Genomic DNA, 20,122 nt, shown 5'->3' on the forward strand with positions numbered 1-20,122 from the left:
ATTAATAATTGTTGTTTATAATTTCACATGTTGTAGTCTGCATAACTCCGTTATTGTCATAAATAAAAGCTATTATTGACATATTTTCCGGCTTCCATTTGTCATCCAGTTGATATGAATGTGTTACTTCTTTGGACTCGCCTTCATTGATTTGTATATCTTCTCCCCATGTGCCGTTTACAGTAGTACGGAATACGTGGTTATGTACATAATTCTTATTAGTTCCTCCTTCCGGCATACTTTGAGGAGATATAATATTGCTTTCTGTCAACCAAATTTGCAATTTCCCAGCGATAGATTCAAGGCCGGTGGCTTCGATCTTTATTTCTACTGTTTTATTGCTTTCATTATAATCACTGCTGATTTCCATGTCAACAGGAGTATCTGCTTTGATATATTTATAAGTTTGAGCAGCCCATGCCGGATAATCGAATAGCCCTTCTTTGCGATCAATCAATCCGGAAGGATAGGCTTCCACCTTCCAATAATCTGCATATTCATTTCCCGTATCGGTCATCAAACCTCCTTTAGCTACAGGGACTCCCATAAATCCCGCATGGATACTTACTACGACCACCTTATTCGTTCCATACATCTCTTGGATTTTATGTGCTTCTTCTGCAGCATTCGGACAATTAACGCACTTTTGTCCTGTGAAATCTTCTATTAATACACATTTTGTAGCTTCGGTTGTTTCAACCTCTATAAAACGTTCGTTTTCAGAAATATTGTCACATCCGGTGAGGCAAAAGGTTGTTAATGCAATATAAGTTATATGTTTTATAATTTTCATGCTTTAGAAATTAAAATTATATGAAATCTGTACACCTTTACTTGCCGGTACATAACGGCATACACCTCCTGAACAGTTGTATCCGGCACGGGTTTTACCATAACCGGCCATTAGACGGTGTGCTTTATAATTAAACGTAACAGAAGCCATATAGTAATGTTCTTTATCTCTGTATTCATTATCTACGAATGGTTTGCCGTACATGTCACTCACGGTGAACATGAAATAGGGCAATACCGAAAGTTCCAGTAAAGCATGAACCCAATCACCGCTTTCATGCTTAGTGGCGAGATATTGTACTTCACCGCGTAAAGTGAACTTACGGTTGAATTGATACTTACCTTCCGCAATAGCAATATTCGAATTAATCATTCCGCCTTCACCTTCAATAACGGTTTTGTTATAACGCTGGTTCATATACATCAAGTTTAATTTGAATTGCTTGCTCAACTTCTTTTCAATTTGTACATTGATGTCTTGGTAGTAAGTCTCGTCACCCATTTTAAAGAATTTACTGGTATATCCTTTAGTACCTTTTACATCCTCAATATCTAACGGATTTTTGTCTATAGATCGTATATGTGAAACGTTAACTTTTACATTGGTTCCATATTTGCCACCTAAAGCCGTTTTACGCTTGAAATTATATCCGAGTTCCGCTTGGAAAGCCCACTCGCCTAATGCATTTTGGGTTGCATAAGGATAAAGTGCTGCCAAGGCATAGGTTTGTTGCATTGAAAAAGCGGGTAAATGATTGATGAAAGAGGAGGTGCCGTTCATTGAACGTGCGCTACGGTACGCCATATCTTCACTTCTTTTTGCTTGCAATAATACACTCATTCCTCTTTTGGAATAAGAACCGGAAAGTAATAGGGCGTTTCCGTGGCGATAAATGTATTTGTTGTCAAAAGAAGGGTCTTGACCTTTGCGTGCATATTCGACAAGAATATTGTAATTACCTTTTTGCAACCGTGCGCGTACGTCAAATGCACCTACATTTTTTGGAAAGTTCAGTTTGTAAGCTCCCATCACCGGATCACCGAATTCATCTTGTTCTCCGTTTGGTCTAAATAACAAAATATCTTCATCTCCTTCATGCTTGCTAACGATAGATCCTCCTAACATCAGATAAGTATTACTTTCTTGCATTCGTTGGCTCCATTGTTCAACATTCAATTCCAGATCGCCCCCATATACCCAAGAATCGTTATGATGCCAATAACGACGTTGTTGGCCACCAATGAGTTTTAAATTTACGCCTTTGAAGGGTTGTACAACCAGACGACCACCCCGGAGTGAATTGTCTATACCAAGACTACGCTCTTCATAAGTACGGAATATAAAACCGGATCCAAATTGATCATAGAAATCGCCTGCGGTCAATTGGACACCTTTATAATTACCTGTTACATAAAAATAAGGCACGCCCCAGCCTTTGAAATCTTTTTCAAAACCAGGCAAAGGATATTCTAGAAATTCCAAACGCGCACCGGCAGTCACATACTTATTAAGAAGATGAAGTTCGGCATACGTATTGGTTAATGCCCAATCGTCATAGGTCCCTGTGCCGATTTTTTCATCCTCTTGCGGTATTAATACATCACTTTGGATGCTACCCTTTAATGTGATAGCTTTTCCATTGTCTTGTGCCATCGTAACCGATGTTGTTAAGGCTAGGCAAGCAAGAGCATAGTAGAAGTAATTTGTCATTTCCTTTTTATTTCTTTCCTATTAATTCTCTTACTTTCTCGATCAGATGTTCTTCGGAACCTTCGGTGTATCCGCTACGTGTATCTGCTATCTTTCCGTTTCCGTCAATAACAAATACGGCCGGAATCATATTTACTCCCATGGCACGTTTGAAATCACTGTTCGGATCGAGCAATACTTCATATTCCCATCCATAACCATCGACCAATGGTTTTACTTTTTGAATGTTTTGTGCTTGGTCAATCGAAACCGCGATGACTTTCACACCCGTTTCGTCCTGCCAGTCGGCATAGACTTCACTAATTGCTTTTAATTCCCGGTTACAAGGTTTACACCAGGTGGCAAAAAAACTAATGATGAAAGGTTTTCCGTCATTCTGTAATTTGGCAGTGTCTACAGTTTTACCATTAATGTCTTTTAATGTTACAGACGGTAGTTGTGCATAAGAGGTGGCTACTATGCTCCAAAGCATGAGTGTTGCCAAGTAAATAATCTTTTTCATTTTGGTTTTTGGTTTCTTAGTTTATTGGCAAAAATATCTAAAAGATACGAATTTGTTCGGGTTGCGCTGGTTAATTTTGTGTAAATAAGTGCATTTTGGGTATTAATCCATGTTATTTTTATATTTTTGCCATGAATTATTTGTATTTTTTTAATTTAAAGCGAAGCATGAAAAAACTAATTTGTTATGCGGCGATAGCACTTGGACTATTGCCGATTTCTGTTGGGGCACAAGCTCCTAAGATTACGACCTTCGGATTTCAGACGGGAGTAAATCTGATGAATATGTCCGACGACGGGCTTTGGGCTGTGGCAAAAGGGACGAATGGGGATAATGAATCTATGGATTCGTATCCTTATTTATTAAACATCACTAATGGTGAACGTGTTAGTTTGCTAACCGATGAAGAGACTGAAATGGGAGTTTCTAGCGGTGCATACGATGTGAGCGATGGTGGAAAAATCGTAGTCGGGAATTATGATGGTTCTCCGGCTAAATATGAAAATGGAGAATGGATAAAGCTTACGGGAGAAAACTCCAAAGCACTTAGAGGAAATGCGGTATCCATATCTGCAGATGGACGTTGTATCGTAGGTACTTTGAGAGATAACGATGGTTTGGAATCAAGTGAAATTCCAATGCTTTGGGTGGACGGTGTTCCTACTCCTTGTCCGAACTTGCCTACTAAAGACGCTTGGGGGCGAGATGAAAATATGAATCGTTTTGTTGGAATATCAGCGGATGGGGAACATATTTTGGGTTGTTTGTCGTTCGTTTATGTCAAGCAAAGTTCTTATTATGTGTATCATCGTGCTACCCAAACTTATGATATACTTGGAGAAGGTGTTTTAACATCGGACAGTAAAGTTGATTTTCCTGCATTTAGCCCTGATGGAAAGTGGGTTACAGGTACGGTTCATAATGTGGAAGAGATAGAAGGATCTGAGTTCCCTGATGAACGTGAGTTGGCTTTTCAGTATAATTTGGATACAAAGAACTTTGTTTTATATAACGAAGAAGAAGATACTGATATAGGTGGAAATGCTATTGATAATTCGGGAGTTGTATTTGCTGCAACACCAGCTGTTAATCCTGTGCGTTCATTAATATGGCGTGTCGGACAATTTTGGTATGATCTTCGGCTGGTTTTAAAAGAAAAATATGGTATTGATTTCATTGCAAGTACGGGATATGAATATACAGGAAGTCCGATAGCAATCTCAAGAGATGGCAAAACGTTGGCGGCTATTGCGATGACTAAAGATCAGAATTATGTTATAACTCTACCCGAAACTTTTGCGGAAGCGGCTGCCTCTGTTAACTTGTTGGCTTCCTCTACCGTTTTCCCGCCTACAGGCAGCAGCTTCTCTAAATTGACAACAGTAACTGTTTCTTTTGATAAAAATGCTAAAGTGCTGAGTGGTGCTAAAGCTTATCTTTATGATGGTGAAACCAAAGTTGCAAGTTCTCTCAGCATCAAACAAGGCTCTTCGGCTAAATCGTTTGTTATTGGATTTAAACCGATTACCTTTACTGAAGGTAAGCGGTACACGTTGAAAATCCCTGCCGGATGCTTTGGTATTGAAGGTACGGATATTGTGAATAAAGACATTGACGTTACTTATATAGGTAGAGAAGATAAGCCAGTTCAAGCTTTGAAATTCTCTCCGGCTGATGGTAGCAATGTTAGTGAATTGAGTTACAATTCACCATTGTCTATTCAATTTGATGTACCGTTGACCCTAGTAAACGGTGTAGTAGGAACATTATATCAGGAGGGGAGTGTAGATCCTCTTTCAGAATTGGTATTGGCTACTTCTACTAATATGATGGCTGTTTATCCTGCCGGCAAACGTTATTTATATAAGGATGTGAAATATACAGTTAAAATTCCTGCCGGAGCTGTAACTGATCTTATGGGGAATTGTCCTAATGAAGAAATATCTCTTCAATTTACAGGATTGTATGAGAGGCCATTACCGCAGCCGGGGGATAATTTGTTTGAAGAAGATTTCTCTGATCCAACTAATTCCTATAATCGTTTCTTATTATGGGACGGTGATAAAAATACACCGACTAAAGAAATGCAGGATATGAAATTCGATAGTAGTAATACACCTTGGAATTTCACTATTCGTGAATCTACTTCCCATTCGGATTTTTGTGTAGGTTCGACTTCTATGTACGATCCTGCCGGAGAATCCAATGACTGGATGACTACAATTCAACTTTATATTCCGAGTGATGAGTACGTTTTGTCTTGGAAATCACAATCTTATAAAAAAGATAAACAAGATGTATTAAGAGTATTTGTTTGGGAATGTGATGAAGAATTATCATCTTTGAATGATGAATTAGTAGCTCGGATCGAGAAAGAAGGCACGAAAGTATATGAAGCAGTTGAAAGTCCGGGTGAGTCTGAAGAAGGATTAGCCGGTGAGTGGAAAGAGAACAAAGTAGCTTTGGATGATTATAAAGGTAAGAAGATATATATCGCTTTCTTAAATCGCAATAACGACCAGAGCATGATATTGGTTGATGATATTAAGGTAGCATATGATGGAAACTTCTCTTTAGGAAACATGACCGAATCGATTGTGAAAGATATGGAAGAAGTAACAGTAGGTGGTTATGTCATGATAAAAGGGGAAGGCACTTATAATTCAATCAAGGCATATTACTATAATGCGGATAAAAGCGTAAAAGATGAAATAACTGAAACAAACTTGAATCTTAAAGCTGGTGACATTCATAAGTTCTCTTTTACAAATAAATTACCTGTAGAACCGGGTCGTATCACTGAGTATACCCTAGGTGTAGAAGTGGAAGGAGATGTACAAGAAATCAAATCTACAGTTAAGAATCTGGCATTTACCCCTAATAAGAAGGTTGTTATTGAGAAATTGACAGGTGCTTGGTGTCAGAATTGTCCTCTTGGCGATATAGCGTTTGAATATCTGCAACAACAGTTCCCGGATAATTTTATTCCTGTCGCTATTCATACCGCTTCAGGAGGAACAGATCCTTATGATTTTAGTGCTTATGGTCAATTCCTTGGACTATCTGCTGCTCCTACAGGACTTGTGAACCGTATCGATACTGTGTATTCTCCTATTTATACGGGAGGAACTCAATATAGTTATTTTTCTCCGGAAGGTAATAAGACATTTACTGACATAATGTTGCGTGAGCTTGAAGTGGATGCTGTTGCTGATATTTCTGTTGGAGATGCTATTTATGATCCGGAAATTAAACAAATATATGTACCTACTAATGTGAAGTATGCACTTGATATACCTTCTGCAAACTATAACATATTATATGTACTTCTTGAAAGTGGTTTGAAAGGTAAGCAGACAAACGGTTTCCATGCTACTGAAGATCCGCTGTTAGGTGAATGGGGAGCAAGTGGTAGCTTTGGTCCTTCACCATGGGTTACTTATGATCATGTTGCTCGTATGTGTATTGGTAGTTCTATGAATGGTACTCCAGGTTACATACCAAATTCTGTTACAGGAAATAAACTTTATGAATTTGCTATGCAAACTGATATTTCAGATGTTAAAATATCAGATATGAACAAAGTGGATGTCGTATGTATGCTTATTGATGCCAATACCGGTAAGATTGAGAATGCTGCTATTAGTCATTTTACAGAGGGTACTATTTCAGGAATTGAAGATACTGAAAAGGTATCGAGTGATGTAACAGTACGTGTAGATGGCAAACGAGTGATTACTGAATTTAATGAAGCTACGGATGCCGTTGTGACTCTTTATGACTTGAATGGTATGGTAATTGATCAGGCTTCTGCAAATGTTGCTGAAGGCAATACAGTTACTACTTTTGCCAATGGACATAATGGAGTGGTAATAGTGAAAATCATAGCTAATGGTCAGATGACTTCTAAGAAAGTTTTCATTAATAAGTAATTTTATAAGTATGAAAGTCTAAGGATTTTCAATATTACATGAAGTGAAAGAGATCGTCTCGAATCAAGAGACGGTCTCTTTTTTTTATACTTCGTCTTTTCCTATGAATGCCTTTTATGAAAAGGTATAGGAATGAGAAAATAGTTGTACTTAACGGAATAGTAAGTATGGACGGAAATGGGGTGAAATAAAGGTGGAGGAAGAGTTGCTTTTGAGGGGGATCTAATGTATGGTAAGAAATAAGATGATTGTGTAAATTATAGTATATCAATGTACTACCAATAGAATTTTATGGATGTACATCATTGCTTATTAGTCTTTGTGAAAATACTATTTTAAGAGTGTGTTAAATACGTTTTGTTTACGTCATAAAAATGTATGTTTTCGATATTTAAAATAGATATTTCTGACAAGAGATATATGAAAATGAATAAGAATTAATTGTGTTAAAAAAAGAAGGAGGAGACGGAATGTCTATTCTATAGCGATAAGGTTAGATAAAAAAATGCTATTTGGAATTTTAAACTCCAAATAGCATTTCTGTAGTATAGGTTTATTGATTAATAAACTGCGATCTTTTTGCCATTTACGATATAAATACCTTTAGGTAGATCTTTTAAAGCTACTGATATATCTGCTTTGCGGATGAATATACCTTGAGTATTGTATACTGATACTTCACCGGTTAATTCATCAATAGTAGCGTTTTCAATACCTGTTGTTTTTACTTGATATGTAAATGTTAGTTCGGGATTGTAAATTGCTCCGAATGAAACGCCGAAATCATCAGCATAAGGATCAAATTGGTCATCATATACGGTGCCTTCCGGAATAATTAATGTATATGTTCCATCTGTATTGATTTCTTCAGATAGGGTGACTATAGCTTCTGCCCAATTATCACCATCTGTAAGATCAATGGTTCCGGTGGTTGCTATAGAGCCTTGACTATCTTTCAAAACGATTTCTTTTGAAGTGTCGAAGCCTCCTACTGTTGCCCGTTCGTTTGCACTGTTGGTAAATGTCAAGGTGAATACTTTCAAACTACTAACCTCACCCTCTTCAGGAGTAATTTTTGTACATTCGTAAGTATTTGCTGCTACAGGAGTAGTGTAATCTACAACAACATAACCTTCTGCCATTCCTAAAGTGACTGCTTCACCTGTGATGTCTATTGCTTCTAACATAAAGTTTAAGAAAGTATAGTTTGATGTAGAGCCTTCAGGAAGAGTAATCGTTACTATGTTATTATCAACATTTACATTAGAGAGAATATCTTCACCCAATCTATCTGTGTTATCATTTTTCATTTTAGCCATTTCAATGGTGACATTACGGCTAAAGGTGAATACGTACTGACTTGGTAATAATTTATATTCTCCAGGTGCGGGGGTTACAGTACATGTTGTTGGAGTAATTTCCCCTAAACTGTAAATGATGGTTTTTTCAGGATTATAAATTGCTCCGTTTGCAACACCAAGATCTTCTTCAGCATCATCGAACCGATCATTGTAAACAGCTGCTTCCGGGATTGTCAGCGTATAGACTCCAGCCGTAGTTATTTCTTTGTCGAGGGTCAAAATAGCATTCATAGGATATGCAAAATCGGCATAATCGAATGTACCGGTTGCTACTACATTACCGGATTCATCTGTTAAAGTTGCTTTCTTTTCCGGATCAAAACCTCCTACAATACTTTTGTCAGGAGAAGTAAAGGTTAAAGTAATGACATGCAAACTTGTTACTTTTCCTGGTGCCGGGTCTGAACTTGTGCATACCAAAGTATTGGATGGAATAGAATATTCTGCTATTACATAATTTTCAGTATTTCCATAAGTAATATAAGCCTCTTTTGAATCCTTTACTTGTAATTTGAAAGAGACATCACCGATGAATGATCCTCTGAAATTGGTAATTGTTACTTTATTATTATCTACGATGATATTCGCTCCTACGATCAATTGCATTTCCATTTCACCATTAATGATTGTACCCGATTCCACAGTTACTGCATCATTGAATACAAAAGTAAACTGTTGCGGGAATGCGCTCAATGTTCCCGGAGTAGGAGTGATGCCAAGGCATGTTGAGTTTGCGGCAGTTCTTCCCTTGGAACTAAAGGTTTCATTTATTTCTACACTACTTCCGGCAAGGTCATTGGCATTGACTAGTTCCACAATTACATCACCAGCGTCAAAAGTGAAATATTGTAATGGAACTGTAAATGTGATCGCTCCTTCATTTTCAGGGTCATCCGTTATAGTAAACTGATCACTGGATATATCTATTACTGTCGGTTTATTCTTGAGATTATAAGAAAAACGTACTGCATCAAAAGTTATTTTTCCGGATATCCAACAGCTAAGGTGATCATCTTTATCTATATCGCCTTCGAATCCACCATATATTTCTTCAGAAGCACCCTTCTTTATTGTATAATGCATACCGACTCTTCCCGGAGAATTAGGGATGTTACCTTCAACGATGCTTTCATCGGATACAGCTTGTAAAGTCCTGAGTTGGAGAGTTATTGCAGTAGCTCCATTCAAAGCTTCCGGTTCCATATGGATTCCCTGTAGATTGGCTAGAACTTTTTCTTCAGTTATGGTAAATGGGACATCCTGATGACCATAAGTCCCTGCTTCAACATTACCATAAATAATCTCAGCACTCTGGCAAGTTACCGGTTCGGAAAAAGTAAAGGTGATGATTCCCTCTTCATCTCCAGGTTTGTAGTATGATTTTAAATCTGTTCCATCTTCTTTGCTGACACTCACTAAGGTGGCTGGCAAACGTGTTGCAACCAGTGAAATGGATACTTTACCGTCCGTTCCAAAAATTATAGAGGGATTTTCTTTATCTTTTATTCCTTCTAATTCGATAGAGAACGTTTCACCGGCTTTAATGATTCCATCAGAAAGTAGCTGTTTCATTTGATTCGCTATTCCGCAATAATAATAATACTGAAGGATAAATGAATCCCAAGAATTAGTGATTGCAATTTTGTTTCCTTCTGCAGGTACAATCCATGCTTTATCGATTGTGACTCCACGATTAAAAGTGAATACGACATTTCCATCTGCTTTATTCACAGAATATTTTTCTCCATTTTTCGGAGTCGTATTCAGCAATTCAATTGCCGAATCTTCTGCTTTCATGCCTATTACTGTCAATAGCATGACACATACGAGTAATAATTTTTTCATAATCTTATGTTTTTAGTTACTATAGCCGCAAAAGTAATTTAAAAAAGAATATACGCAATCGTTTATATCAGAAAATTCCCGATAATATGGTAAATTTAAATTTTACTGATTTTCAGCTTTGTTGATCATAGTGCTTTTATCAAAACATAAACATGGTTACTCCTACTATACGGTGGTTACTGACAGAATGAGTATCTATGATTTTTCCATTCGTCGAATCCAATGATCCGTACCAGACTGTACTTAGGGTATATTCCAATCCGAATTTCCAGTTCGCAATGTTATAAGTTAATTCGGCTCCGGCTGTGACCAATTGATCCACATCAGTTCCGGTACCATATAATTTAGTCACGGCATCACCCGTTCCTAAATTCTTGATGTAACCTAAAAAAAGTCCCGGTTTCCATTTTTCACCATAAACTACGTTCAACCAGGTGCTGGAATTCAGAATGGAAGAATATTCTTGTTTTCCGGTTCGTTTATCAATGGATTTTATTCCAAAACCTCCCAACATGGATGTTTGTGTCAGATTATTGCCTAGTACGCTTTTGGCAGCAATAAACCAATTCCTATCACTATATCTCAGATGAGCTTCATAAGACAGAGTGGTGATGCGTTCATCTACTTTAAAAGTTTTGCTGATGGTATTGTCATCATTTTCATTGGTTGAAATTTCTACGGTGGATTCGGTTCTTGGTTTAATCGATAACAGTTCGATGCCGGCTCCTAATAACCAATTTTTTACTTTATAATCTATTCCGGCATAAAATTCCGGTATGCAACTATTTTTTATATAATTCTGGCTTTTTATATTGTCAAGTCCTACGGAAAGATACTGTGATTGCCAAATTGCAGCGCCAATCAGTTTTATATTCCCGACTTCATATTGATAACGAATTTGGGGGGCACGACTGAAGGGTTGAAAAGGGGCACCCACGGATAGATTGAGTATTTGTGGAGAAACTTCTCCAAAGAGGGGATGCCATGTTTGTCCCAAAAGTAATGCCGATTTGCCCCAATCGAGGTTGAGGTATGCATGGCGTAGACGTACTGTGGAAAAAGTGGTTCCCGAACCTCTGAAATCTGCCTCTACCTTGGCTGACGTTGTGGCTTTTCCTAATTTAGGCCCTTTTACGTCCACCCCCAGTCGGGTATACAGTGTATAAAAACTTCCATTGGCTGTGCCGTTCAGGTCTTTCCCGTCCGCATCCGGTTTTTTATCCAAAGGGTACATGTAAAAAAGTCCGTCCACAGTCTCTTTATTGGCACGACTGTTATAATAAAGATCGGTGCGGATTTGACCATAAAATTTATAACTGAAATCTTTTTTTTGGGCAAAACTGTCCAATGTTGCCAAAAGGCAAGCTGCAAGTAGAATACTTTTTTTCATAACTGATGTTTGCGTAAATGACAGGCAAAGGTACGTATTTTATTTTTATAAATACTCGGGCTGATTGTCATTTTGTCAGTCAGTCTCTGCCAAACCTTCGTTTTTATAATTTGGCACGGTTTTCGTAATTTGATTTTCGTCCTTTACTGAAGGATGAATGAATAATATCATATATAATAATGTATAACATATAAAACAAAAAGTAACTATGAACATTAAACCATTAGCAGACAGAGTGCTGATACTCCCTGCACCTGCAGAAGAAAAAACAATTGGTGGTATCATTATTCCGGATACAGCAAAAGAAAAACCTTTGAAAGGTGAAATAGTGGCAGTAGGTCACGGTACAAAAGATGAAGAAATGGTATTGAAGGTTGGTGATACTGTTCTTTATGGCAAATATGCCGGAACAGAGCTTGAGGTGGAAGGTACTAAGTACCTTATCATGCGTCAAAGTGATGTTCTCGCTGTTGTGGGTTAATTAATTATAGTATATATAAATCATTAAAATAGTAAAATCATTATGGCAAAAGAAATATTATTCAATATCGATGCGCGTGACCAATTGAAAAAAGGTGTCGATGCTTTGGCAAATGCAGTAAAAGTAACACTGGGTCCGAAAGGCCGTAACGTAATCATTGAAAAGAAATTCGGCGCTCCTCATATCACGAAAGATGGTGTTACGGTAGCGAAAGAGGTCGAATTGACAGATCCTTTCCAAAATACAGGCGCTCAACTGGTGAAAGAAGTTGCTTCCAAGACAGGTGATGATGCCGGTGACGGTACAACTACTGCAACTGTTCTTGCACAGTCTATCGTATCAGAAGGATTGAAGAACGTTACTGCCGGTGCAAGTCCTATGGATATTAAACGCGGTATTGATAAAGCTGTAGCTAAAGTTGTTGAATCTATCAAAAACCAGGCTGAAAAGGTTGGTGATAACTATGATAAGATTGAACAGGTTGCTACTGTTTCTGCCAACAATGATCCTGTAATCGGTAAATTGATTGCCGATGCAATGCGTAAAGTTTCCAAAGACGGTGTCATCACTATAGAAGAAGCTAAAGGTACTGACACTACTATAGGTGTGGTAGAAGGTATGCAGTTCGATCGTGGCTATTTATCAGCTTACTTTGTAACTAATACGGAAAAGATGGAGTGTGAGATGGAGAAACCTTACATTCTGATTTATGATAAGAAAATTTCTAACTTGAAAGATTTCTTACCTATTCTTGAACCTGCTGTTCAGTCCGGTCGTCCTTTGTTGGTTATTGCTGAAGATGTTGATAGCGAGGCTTTGACCACATTGGTTGTAAACCGTCTCCGTTCTCAATTGAAGATTTGTGCTGTAAAAGCTCCGGGATTTGGCGATCGTAGAAAAGAGATGTTGGAAGATATCGCTATTCTGACAGGTGGAGTGGTAATCAGTGAAGAAAAAGGTCTGAAATTGGAACAAGCTACGATAGAAATGCTGGGTACAGCTGATAAAGTGACTGTTTCTAAAGATAATACGACTATTGTAAACGGTGCCGGTTCAAAAGAGAACATCAAAGAACGTTGCAATCAAATCAAATCTCAGATTGCTGCAACAAAATCGGATTATGATCGTGAAAAGTTGCAGGAACGTTTGGCTAAGTTGTCAGGTGGCGTAGCTGTACTTTATGTAGGTGCTGCTTCCGAAGTCGAAATGAAAGAAAAGAAAGACCGTGTAGACGATGCATTGCGTGCAACTCGTGCTGCCATTGAAGAGGGTATTATCCCGGGTGGAGGTGTAGCTTACATTCGTGCTATCGATTCATTGGAAAATGTACAAGGTGATAACGCAGATGAATTGACAGGTGTTGAAATCATCAAACGGGCTATCGAAGAACCGCTTCGCCAGATTGTAGCAAATGCCGGTAAAGAAGGTGCTGTTGTGGTTCAGAAGGTTCGTGAAGGCAAAGGTGATTATGGTTACAATGCACGTATGGATGTTTATGAGAATCTGTATGCTGCCGGTGTAGTCGATCCTGCTAAAGTTGCACGTGTAGCTTTAGAGAATGCTGCCTCTATCGCTGGTATGTTCCTGACCACAGAATGTGTCATTGTAGAAAAGAAAGAAGATAAACCTGAAATGCCAATGGGCGCTCCCGGAATGGGAGGAATGGGTGGAATGATGTAATTTCCCCAAAAAAGGAATATTTTAAATCATAAGAAAGCTGCTTTTCCGATATAAAAGAAAAGCAGCTTTTTTGTAACTATATGTTTGCTCCAAACAGCGAAATTCAAAATAAAACTGTATATTCGCAGTAAATAGACATGAACAATGAGGGAACCTTGTAAGTATATCCTTTTGTTTTTCGTTGTAATTGCCATATTGGGATGCGATGACAAGACTACTACTGCGAAAATTCTTTTACAGGCGGAAAAGTTGATGGACGCTCAACCGGACAGTTCTTATATTCTTTTAAATCAGCTTGTATTCCCAGGTAATATGTCGGAGAAAGAGATGGCTGCCTACGCTTTGCTTATGGAGCAAGCTATTTATAAAAAAAGATTGCCCATGGAATCCGATTCTTTAATTCGTATTGCGGAGGAATACTATGGAGAAGGAAAAGACTCTATTCGTAAAGGATGGTGTTATTTTTTGTACGGGCGTTATCATCATGAAAATAATGATAAGAAAAAAGCACTGGAATTTTATCAGAAGGCATCACTAGCTACGTTAGGTACATCCGATTATAAATTGAATGAACAAATATATAATTGTTGGGGAACTTTACTTTTAAAAGAAAAGCCTTATGACGATGGTGTAGATAAGTTAACAAAATCATTGGAATATGCCCGAATGGGGAAAGATACTATTGCCGAAGGCTTTGTGCTGAGGAATTTAGGGTTGAGTTATATGTGGAAAGGCGATTGGGATAGAGCGTTGAAAATACATAATGAAGGAATTAAGCTGGCAAGAAATATAAAAGATAATGATTTGTTAGTATCACTTTATAATAATCTGAGCATCGTATATTGGAAGAAAGGGGAATACTCTTTGGCGTTGGATTATTTGAATACTTCTATGGATTTAAAACAGGATACCACGGATAATGCTGCTGCTTATGCAATGAAAGGCGTACTTTTCTTTGCAATGGAACGTTATGATTCGGCAAGGTATTACATTGAAAAGCAAGGACTGGGAAATACGCTGTATTCAAAAGCCAATTATTATGACGGATTGTCTTTGTTGGAAGAGAGGTTGGGTAATTATAAGAAGGCATTACAGTATAGAAGTGAATTTGCCAATTATATGGATTCTATCAGAAATGGTGAGAAAGATTGTGAATTGATTGCTTTGCAAAGAAAATATGACTATTCAATTATTCAGAATGAAAATAATCGCCTAAAACTGACCAAGCAAAAAAATGAAATTATAATGTTGGGCTTTCTTTTCATTATTATTCTGTTATTTCTGCTATATTGGGGGTATTATTATAAAAAGGGAAAAGAACGGGAAGCACTGATACGAATGAAAGATGATTTGGTTAAACAAAGTGTGATAGAATTGCAAAAAAAGACTGTCCAGCTACAGAAACAACAGCAAGAATTGTTATCCAGAAGAGAAGAACTAAGTTTTTATCAGCAGAAAGAAAAAGACTTAAAATCGAGAATATGGAAGATGGATACGATTATCCAAAAGATAGAATCGATTAATTCGTATAATGAAATTAAGCAAAATCGATCTATTGCCGAATTGGTTCTGTCTAATAAAGAATTAGCCGATCTGGAAGAAACAGTCAACCTCTGTTATGACAACTTTGCTATACGTCTTCGTCAGGATTTTCCGAAGCTAAAAGAGGATGATGTATATCTTTGTTGTCTTGTTAAGGTGAGAGTACCTAATAAAAATATAGCTTGTTTGTTGAATACAAATGAGGTAGCTCTGAAAAAACGGAGATATAGAATCAAGCATGACAGAATGGAACTTTCTGATGAAATAGAGAGTTTAGAACAGTTCTTATCTCAATATTGATAGTTGTTTAAACTGGTTTTTAGTATTCGGATTATTGAATGGAACCAATTGTCTACCTCATAAAATTATTATTTATTGATAAATGATTGATATATAATATTTTATATTTGTATAAGTATTGTCTGTTGTCCACCCTATTGTATCCTTCACTTAATTGTTTTTCCTCTTCTTTTTGCATAATTTTGTAATTAAGGACATAAAAATGCAAAATTATGAAGAAACTATTACTAACAATTACTTTGTTTTTGCTTTCCTATGCAGGTATGGCACAGACGTTGGAGTTCATTGGTTCGGGACAGGCGATACAATCGCATGTAGGTATTCAAGAGAGTAGGGCTAATCTAAAAAGAAAAGCCTACATTGAGCGTGTAATGAAATCAGGTACGACTGAACAGAATGATTTGCTTCAGGTCAAATTACTGAGTAAGAGTAAATCTGGTTCTGATGATGTAACTGTCATATTGAAAGTAGCAGAAGATATTTCATATCTTGGATATCAGATGCTGCTCGATTCAAAAGCAGATACTTATGGTACGATAATTCCCTCTGGTGAATGGACAACCCGCCTGTCTACAGGAGATATGAGTGAGGAAGCATATTCACGGTTTGATTATAAGATTCCTGAAAATGCCAGCAGGATACTTAACGATTCGATTGTGGTATTCCCAGGGAGTACAGAAACCATCCGTATAGTTCCCGGTGTGTATGATTTTTGTATTATTTATCCGGACTATAACAGGTTCAGAAATGGTTTCTGGCTTGCAAAGGGGGATTGGTGTCGGATAGATGACTATGAGTTCGAGAAAGGTTACATTTATACTTTCGAAGTTAGTTCGCAAGGTGATACCGGTTTTTATCCGCCATTCAATCTTAAAGCTGAGAAATTGGAACTTCCGAAAGACGGAATTTTAGGTGAGAATGAAATAATCAAATTGCTTATTGATAATGTGGGAACTCAGGTTGCTACAGATTTTGAAGTTTCTTATCAGATTAATAATCGCGAGGAAGTTGTGGAAAATGTGACATCTTCAGTTGCAGCAGGTGAGAGCCTTCTTTACACCTTTGAAACAAAGGCAAATTTAACTTCACCGGGATTATATAAAGTCAAAGCTCAGATTTATTGGGATAAAGACATGGAGAACAATAATAACGTTGTGACATCGGATGTAAAACACCCATCGGTAATTAAGCTTCCTTTTGTGGAGAATTTCGAGTCGGAGACTAATGTAAGGGCCAACTGGAATATCGTGGATGCTAATAAGGATGGCTGTACATGGGCTTGGTATTCTTATGGTAGTTCGGATGGAGGTACAGGAGCAATAAATTATAACAAAACATTTGCTTCTCAGGATGCGGATGATTATTTGGTTTCCGATCCTATCTTTTTGCCTCAAGGGGAATCGCATGTCAGTTTTGATTATATGACGAGTTTAAGTAGTGGGAGTGAGGTTTTAGAAATCTTATATGGGACTTCTATGAATCCGGCAGATATGACTGTACTTAATCGTATTGAAAATATTAATAATATAGAATGGAAAAAAGGTATTATTAATTTCGAGGTGTCAAAAGAAGGAAATTATCATTTGGCTTTTCATATAGTGACTCCGAAGGAAAATGGGTATGATTTGACCCTCGATGCAATTTCAGTTGATGTTGGTAAGTATGTCGGTGTCCCGGATTTGGAATTGATTAAACTCAGATTGCCGGCTTCTTCATGCGATGTTCAGGATGTATGGGGAATTAAGGCTGATATTGGAAATAATGGAAATGAAGGAATAAATGTATTTACGTTGAATCTGCAAATAGATAATGGGGATATTGTTTCTCAAAGTTATTCGGAATACATTGCACCCGGTGAAACTAAAACTGTAGATATTTGGTCAACGACTGGGACATTTTCTTTTCCGGAGAAGAGGAAATATACTGTTAAATGTTGGGGAGAATGTGAAAGAGATACTCTTATGGACAATAACGGTATTGAACTTAATTTGTATAATTATGAGCCGATAACTGAACTTCCATTCTATTCACGTTTTGATAATGAAGCATCTGCTTCCGATTGGTATACTTCCGATCAGAAAGCTTGGATTTATGATGAGGAGTATACAACGTATGAAAATTTAGAAGATTCTATTCCTTTGGTTTCGAGATGCATCCATTTGGAACCGGGTAGTTATCGGGTGCGATTACGTTATTCTTCTGGATTGTCTATTATGGGATATGTTGCAAAAGAAAATTTTCTGATGATGTGTGGGCTGTCCGGAACGGATCCAATGAATTGGGATTCCTTTATGGATGCCAGGGATGAGTTTGGAAAAGAGTTAACGAAAGAAGCTATTTTAAAAATCACGGAAACCGGTGATTATTGTATAGCGATCATGACTACGGAATGGGGAAATTTGAAAATGGGCTTATTATCAGTTTTTGAAGTTTATTTGGAAAGGGTGGCAGATCATGATTTAAGACTCGAAAGCTTTATTCCTTTGACGTTATCTGCCCAAATACCTGCAAAACAACTAAAAGGTGTTCATTCTTTTACTGCTTCTGTACTGAATCATGGAGCTACCATAGAACAAAATGTAAAAGTGGAAGTAAAGGATGGTGATGAATGGTCGGTTAATTCTGATGTAATTGATCAATTGAAACCTGAGGTAAAACAGACTATGTTCATGCAAAGTGAACTTCCGGAATGGAAAAAAGGTTCGGATGTAAATTTGCATGTCATGGCACTTGCCGATGGTGATGCGAAATCGGAAGAACTCGTTTATTCATTTGCAGTAAGTGATACGGTGTTTGCACAAGACAGGGTTACTGAATATAAGAATGGAGTTGGAGCAAAGTTGCCTATTTCGTTCGGTAATGTGTTCACTTTAGTCGAAAAGGATACATTAACGTCCATGTCTGTCGGATTTACAAATGTAGCACAAGATATCCCGGTAGATATTGCTGTTTATCAAGTTGATGAGAAAAATAGAATAATTTCTACCATCCTAAAGCAAAGTGTTGTTCGACCGCAAAAGGCCGGTTTATACACATATTCATTGCCTACACGGCTTTTGAATCCCGGAAGTTATTATTTCGAAATTTCACAAAAAGGAGATGATAATATATTAGTGGCTTGCGATTCACGGGAGAATGAATCGTTCTATGCAACTTTGAATGATTCGTTAGTGCAAATTGGTAATTACGGTAATATAATGGTACGTGCGAATTTTGCACATAATGCAGTGGTTTATGATTATGATGTAGCCGTGGATAAAATAACTCAGCCTCTTTTGAAGGGTGTATTCAAAGAGAATGAAAAGATCACGGCTGTTGTTGTAAATAACGGTTGCAAGGCTATTGATAATATTCCGATGCATTGTTCCGTCAATAACAAAGAGTTGCCTCAGGAAACAATAAATCATCTGGAACCTTATGAAAGCAAAGAGGTTTCCTTTATTGCCGATCTTTCTGAAGCAGGGGAATATGTGATAAAAGTTTGGTCTACTGCAGCAGTTGACGAAAACCCGGCTAATGATGTGTGTGAACTATCTGTCACATGTGATCGGCGCAGTACGGTTTATGAAATGAATTTTGAAGAGTGTGACGATTTTGCAGTGACCGACTTTGTTCCTGCATGGACTGTATTTGATGGGGATGGTGCTAATACAGAGCGATTTCAGTCTTATCTCTTCCCTCATGCAGGGGAACCTATGGGTTTCATTGCATTTAATCCGTATGAAACTACTCCTTCCATGGAATTAATTACAGATATTCTACCCCATAGCGGATTACGTTTCGGTGCTTGTTTTGCCGCTCACGGAGCTAAGAATGACGATTGGTTGATTACTCCGAAATTGAAATTAGGAACAGGCTCTTCTATAAGTTTGTATGTAAAGAGCTATGTTAGTAACTATGGGCTTGAAGCTTATCAAATCATGGTTTCAGAAACGGATAATTTGCCTGGAAGTTTCGTTAGTGTGGGTGATGTACGAAATGCTCCTTATGAAGAATGGGAAAATGTGGTGGTTGACTTAAGTGCATATGATGGAAAAGAAGTATATGTGGCTGTGAGATGTGTTTCTGAAGATGCTTTTGTATTTATGGTGGATGATATTGAAATATTGACTTCATTGACTTCCATTGAAAGTACATCTGATGAAAAAGAAGTAAAATTATATCCCAACCCCGTAAAGAGAGGTGAAGTGGTGAATTTAGAAACTGCCGGTAGGATAGAATCGGTTAATATATATGATGCTTACGGTAGACTTGTATTTGTTGAAAAGATTCAGACCGAAACTGATATATATAAGATGAATACTATAAATCTAAATGATGGAATATATGTTGTTACAGTGAGTGGAACATCAGGAATGACGAATTTTAAACTGATCGTGACTGAATAAGCGGATGTAGAGTATTGCCGATAATCTATAGAGGGTTACACAACGTACTGATGTGTAACCCTTTTCAATTAACGTTTCTATGAGTTGTTCTGTAACCTTTTTTGCCATATCTGCTACTTGATTAATGGATTATGTAAAGAAGTAGTAGCCATTCATAATGAAAAGTTGTGTGTTTAACGTATGCTAATAACATTCCAA

The 20,122-nt window shown here is 37.4% G+C and carries 10 protein-coding genes; 5 read left to right on the forward strand and 5 right to left on the reverse strand.

Annotated elements, in window-relative coordinates; translation table 11 throughout:
- Nucleotide 1: 1 nt before the first annotated feature.
- Genes H8744_RS10510 through H8744_RS10520 form a run of 3 tightly spaced genes read right to left on the reverse strand, consistent with a single transcriptional unit; the run spans nucleotide 2 to nucleotide 3,005 of the window.
- Nucleotides 2-793, reverse strand: coding sequence for an Omp28 family outer membrane lipoprotein (locus H8744_RS10510; RefSeq protein WP_262434769.1), 792 nt, complete (start codon nucleotides 791-793; stop codon nucleotides 2-4).
- Nucleotides 794-796: 3 nt separating this feature from the next.
- Nucleotides 797-2,503, reverse strand: coding sequence for a DUF6029 family protein (locus tag H8744_RS10515; protein WP_262434770.1), 1,707 nt, complete (start codon nucleotides 2,501-2,503; stop codon nucleotides 797-799).
- Nucleotides 2,504-2,510: 7 nt separating this feature from the next.
- Nucleotides 2,511-3,005: a peroxiredoxin family protein gene (locus tag H8744_RS10520; RefSeq protein ID WP_262434771.1), complete on the reverse strand. Its 495-nt coding sequence runs from the start codon at nucleotides 3,003-3,005 to the stop codon at nucleotides 2,511-2,513.
- A 167-nt stretch (nucleotides 3,006-3,172) separates the two neighbouring features.
- On the opposite strand from H8744_RS10520, the gene H8744_RS10525 reads away from it, so the two are divergent.
- Nucleotides 3,173-6,937, forward strand: coding sequence for a T9SS type A sorting domain-containing protein (locus H8744_RS10525; RefSeq protein ID WP_262434772.1), 3,765 nt, complete (start codon nucleotides 3,173-3,175; stop codon nucleotides 6,935-6,937).
- 560 nt (nucleotides 6,938-7,497) lie between these two features.
- Here H8744_RS10525 and H8744_RS10530 read toward each other — a convergent pair.
- The gene (locus H8744_RS10530; RefSeq protein WP_262434773.1) at nucleotides 7,498-10,143 is read right to left on the reverse strand and encodes a hypothetical protein; all 2,646 of its coding nucleotides are present in this window, start codon (nucleotides 10,141-10,143) and stop codon (nucleotides 7,498-7,500) included.
- A 139-nt stretch (nucleotides 10,144-10,282) separates the two neighbouring features.
- On the reverse strand, nucleotides 10,283-11,533 hold the full coding sequence (locus H8744_RS10535; protein ID WP_262434774.1) for a DcaP family trimeric outer membrane transporter: 1,251 nt from the start codon (nucleotides 11,531-11,533) through the stop codon (nucleotides 10,283-10,285).
- Nucleotides 11,534-11,741: 208 nt separating this feature from the next.
- Here H8744_RS10535 and H8744_RS10540 point away from each other — a divergent pair, with 208 nt between their 5' ends.
- The 4 genes from H8744_RS10540 (at nucleotide 11,742) to H8744_RS10555 (ending at nucleotide 19,924) form a co-directional block, all read left to right on the forward strand.
- Nucleotides 11,742-12,014 (forward strand): co-chaperone GroES, encoded by a 273-nt coding sequence (locus tag H8744_RS10540; RefSeq protein WP_262434775.1) that lies wholly within the window; start codon nucleotides 11,742-11,744, stop codon nucleotides 12,012-12,014.
- Between the two features lie 42 nt (nucleotides 12,015-12,056).
- Nucleotides 12,057-13,694: a chaperonin GroEL gene (gene groL, locus H8744_RS10545; protein WP_305067363.1), complete on the forward strand. Its 1,638-nt coding sequence runs from the start codon at nucleotides 12,057-12,059 to the stop codon at nucleotides 13,692-13,694.
- Nucleotides 13,695-13,838: 144 nt separating this feature from the next.
- Nucleotides 13,839-15,536: a tetratricopeptide repeat protein gene (locus H8744_RS10550; protein WP_262434776.1), complete on the forward strand. Its 1,698-nt coding sequence runs from the start codon at nucleotides 13,839-13,841 to the stop codon at nucleotides 15,534-15,536.
- Nucleotides 15,537-15,748: 212 nt separating this feature from the next.
- Entirely contained in the window at nucleotides 15,749-19,924 is a 4,176-nt protein-coding gene (locus tag H8744_RS10555; protein WP_262434777.1) for a T9SS-dependent choice-of-anchor J family protein, read from the forward strand.
- Nucleotides 19,925-20,122 lie beyond the last annotated feature (198 nt).

It is taken from the genome of Jilunia laotingensis (assembly GCF_014385165.1).
In the GTDB taxonomy this organism is placed as follows: domain Bacteria; phylum Bacteroidota; class Bacteroidia; order Bacteroidales; family Bacteroidaceae; genus Bacteroides; species Bacteroides laotingensis.

Excerpts from the sequence above, each read along its gene's own strand:
- H8744_RS10510 (WP_262434769.1), bottom strand. The coding sequence starts at position 793 with ATGAAAATTATAAAACATATAACTTATATTGCATTAACAACCTTTTGC.
- H8744_RS10515 (WP_262434770.1), bottom strand. The coding sequence starts at position 2,503 with ATGACAAATTACTTCTACTATGCTCTTGCTTGCCTAGCCTTAACAACA.
- H8744_RS10520 (WP_262434771.1), bottom strand. The coding sequence starts at position 3,005 with ATGAAAAAGATTATTTACTTGGCAACACTCATGCTTTGGAGCATAGTA.
- H8744_RS10525 (WP_262434772.1), top strand. The coding sequence starts at position 3,173 with ATGAAAAAACTAATTTGTTATGCGGCGATAGCACTTGGACTATTGCCG.
- H8744_RS10530 (WP_262434773.1), bottom strand. The coding sequence starts at position 10,143 with ATGAAAAAATTATTACTCGTATGTGTCATGCTATTGACAGTAATAGGC.
- H8744_RS10535 (WP_262434774.1), bottom strand. The coding sequence starts at position 11,533 with ATGAAAAAAAGTATTCTACTTGCAGCTTGCCTTTTGGCAACATTGGAC.
- H8744_RS10540 (WP_262434775.1), top strand. The coding sequence starts at position 11,742 with ATGAACATTAAACCATTAGCAGACAGAGTGCTGATACTCCCTGCACCT.
- groL (WP_305067363.1), top strand. The coding sequence starts at position 12,057 with ATGGCAAAAGAAATATTATTCAATATCGATGCGCGTGACCAATTGAAA.
- H8744_RS10550 (WP_262434776.1), top strand. The coding sequence starts at position 13,839 with ATGAGGGAACCTTGTAAGTATATCCTTTTGTTTTTCGTTGTAATTGCC.
- H8744_RS10555 (WP_262434777.1), top strand. The coding sequence starts at position 15,749 with ATGAAGAAACTATTACTAACAATTACTTTGTTTTTGCTTTCCTATGCA.